Source organism: Caballeronia sp. (assembly GCF_049581465.1).
Classification (GTDB): domain Bacteria; phylum Pseudomonadota; class Gammaproteobacteria; order Burkholderiales; family Burkholderiaceae; genus Caballeronia.
On sequence record NZ_JBAUSA010000670.1, the window covers coordinates 1 to 2,491 of the forward strand.

A 2,491-nucleotide genomic window follows, 5' to 3' on the forward strand; every position below is an offset into this window, starting at 1 on the left:
GAGGGCCCGAGTCGCCCTACCATTCAGCGCGTTGTTCTCTCCATCCAATTACAAGCGCTATGAAAAAAATCCTCCATCTGTCCCTTGCCTCCCTCGGCCTTGCAGCTGCAACCGCTGCCCAAGCACAAAGCTCAGTGACGCTGTACGGCCTCATCGACGCAGGCCTGATGTATACCAATAACGTGTCCAAGAGCGGCACGCATGGCCCGCTGTACCAGGCGTCGAGTGGCAACGTGAACGGAAGCCGCTGGGGCCTGCGCGGTTCTGAAGATCTGGGTGGCGGCCTGAAGGCAGTCTTCGTGCTCGAGAACGGCTTTAACGTTCAAAACGGCAAGCTCGGTCAGGACAGCCGCGAATTCGGCCGCCAGGCGTACGTTGGCTTGACCAGCAGCCAGCTTGGCGCAGTCACGGTCGGTCGCCAATACGACTCGCTGGTGGACTTCGTCGCGCCGTTGTCGGCAACAGCTGGCAGCTTCGGCGACGCCGGTTTTGCGCACCCGTTTGACAACGACAATCTGAATCACTCGCTGCGCATGAGCAACGCGGTGAAGTACATGAGCAACGACTACTCCGGCTTCAAGTTCGGTACGTTGTACGCGTTCTCGAACGGTTCGGATTTTTCTGAGAACCGTGCATACAGCTTCGGCGCGAGCTACGCGATGGGCCCGCTCACCGCAGCAGCCGGCTATTTGCAGACCAACGGCACGAACAGCACGAACACGGGTGGTGCCATTGACGTGGCCGAGTCCAATTCCAACGGCACGGGCAATTTCCAGGTCGGCGCGGATCGCACGCGTATTTTCGGTGGCGCACTGGGCTACGTATTTGGCCCGGCGCAAGTTGGCTTTGTCTATACGCATAGCCAGTACGCGGGCAACGATTCGTTCGGTCTGACCAACGGCACGATGCGTTTTGACAACTACGAGCTGAACGCCAAGTACTTGTTGACCTCGGCGGTTAGCCTGGGTGTTGCGGACACGTTCACCGACGGTCATCTGTCGGGTGCGACGAAGTTTGGCCAGGATCCGAAGTTCAACCAGATCAACGCGCAAGCCGTCTATGTGTTCTCGAAACGCACGGACGTGTACGCTGAAGCAATGTATCAGCACGCAATCGGCAACAAGATTGATGCGTACATCAACAACTCGGGTGGCGCGTCATCGACGGCTAACCAGGTCGTTGGCACGGTCGGTATCCGCACGCGCTTCTAAGTAGTAGGTAGGATTGCACGATAGCCGGCGTACCGGTATGTAACCGGGTGCGCCGGCAGCAAGCAGCAATCATGCAAGTGCCGCTGGACACGGTGCTGACACACTTGTCCACGCGGCACGCAATATTCTATCAAGGCGTCCAGCACGCCATGCCACTGACCCGCGTAATCGAGCCGGGGATGATCGGCAATCAAGGCCACCTGAATCGGCTCCGAAACGCGATGTCGAACGGTCTCAAGAAGCCTGTCTTTTGCCCCATTCGCCAACGGCATTTTTGCGGTTAGACAGCGCCAGGCTACAAGGCACCCATCCTGTTTGTCGCGCTCACGCCGCTTGTCCCCTGCTAAACGCGTCGGCGTCGGCGAGGGCAAGAGCTTGATCTGGCTCGGTGGCGTCCTAAGGTCCGCCGCAGACACGATGGCTGATGGCCATAACGGCTGCTGTCTCCCTTCTCCTGCTAAAACACCGCTTCGAGCACAGCTCGTGCTGAATGCTCCATCAGCGCAATCAAGCGCCGATGAAGCAGGGCGATGAATCGGGCCGATGAATGAGGCCGATTATCCACGACCGCAGTGTTCAGGATTTGCACAATCTGTGGGAGTACTACGCGTCGCTGCGGCGGGCCGAACCCGCCGAACCAGTCAGGCGTGCCCATGCTGCGGCCACGTAGCGAAGGAAAGCCGCAAGACGCAGGCATTGTTCGCCTGCCTACTCCGCGGCCATACGTCCAACGTCGACCACGTCGGTGCGATCGATGTTTTATAAGCGCGCGGACAGCGCTTGTTTGCCTGCGGAGGGACGGCGGAGTCGTCTTACCCGTCGAAGCAGGAACCGACCGAAGTGACTCAGGAAGAATGGGCTTGAGCGCCCTGGAATCCCCCTCCTTCGGGGAGGGGAGGACGTCAACCGCGCCGTGCTTATCGCCTAACTATTGCCACTCAAATAGCGAGTAGCTCGTGCCTATGCGCCAACAGGCTCCGCACGCCTTTCGCTTGCGCGCGCACTGCCTGTTTCACGTATCCGCGAGGCCGCTGAGTTGCCTGACCTGGTCCGGAACACAGCCACCGCCGCCGTCAAACGCTGCGCCTGATCTTCCAGTGAACTGGCCGCCGCGGCTGCCTGCTCGACAAGTGCCGCATTCTGCTGCGTGACTTCATCCATCTGCGCAACGGCGAGATTGATCTGATCGATGCCGGTGCTCTGCTCCGAAGCAGCAGCGGCAATCTCGCTCATGATCGAGGTCACGCGAGCGATCGCGCCGACGATCTCGGTCATCGTGG

The 2,491-nt window shown here is 59.8% G+C and carries 3 protein-coding genes; 2 read left to right on the top strand and 1 reads right to left on the bottom strand.

Going from position 1 to position 2,491, the window contains the following annotated elements; translation table 11 throughout:
• The first annotated feature begins 59 nt into the window (after positions 1-59).
• The gene (locus WCA53_RS16520; protein ID WP_423912538.1) at positions 60-1,211 is read left to right on the top strand and encodes a porin; all 1,152 of its coding nucleotides are present in this window, start codon (positions 60-62) and stop codon (positions 1,209-1,211) included.
• Positions 1,212-1,754: 543 nt separating this feature from the next.
• Positions 1,755-1,976 (top strand): zinc ribbon domain-containing protein, encoded by a 222-nt coding sequence (locus WCA53_RS16525; RefSeq protein ID WP_423912543.1) that lies wholly within the window; start codon positions 1,755-1,757, stop codon positions 1,974-1,976.
• Between the two features lie 195 nt (positions 1,977-2,171).
• Here WCA53_RS16525 and WCA53_RS16530 read toward each other — a convergent pair.
• Positions 2,172-2,491, bottom strand: a 320-nt coding sequence (locus tag WCA53_RS16530) for a methyl-accepting chemotaxis protein (protein WP_423912548.1), incomplete at its 5' end; no start/stop codon positions are given.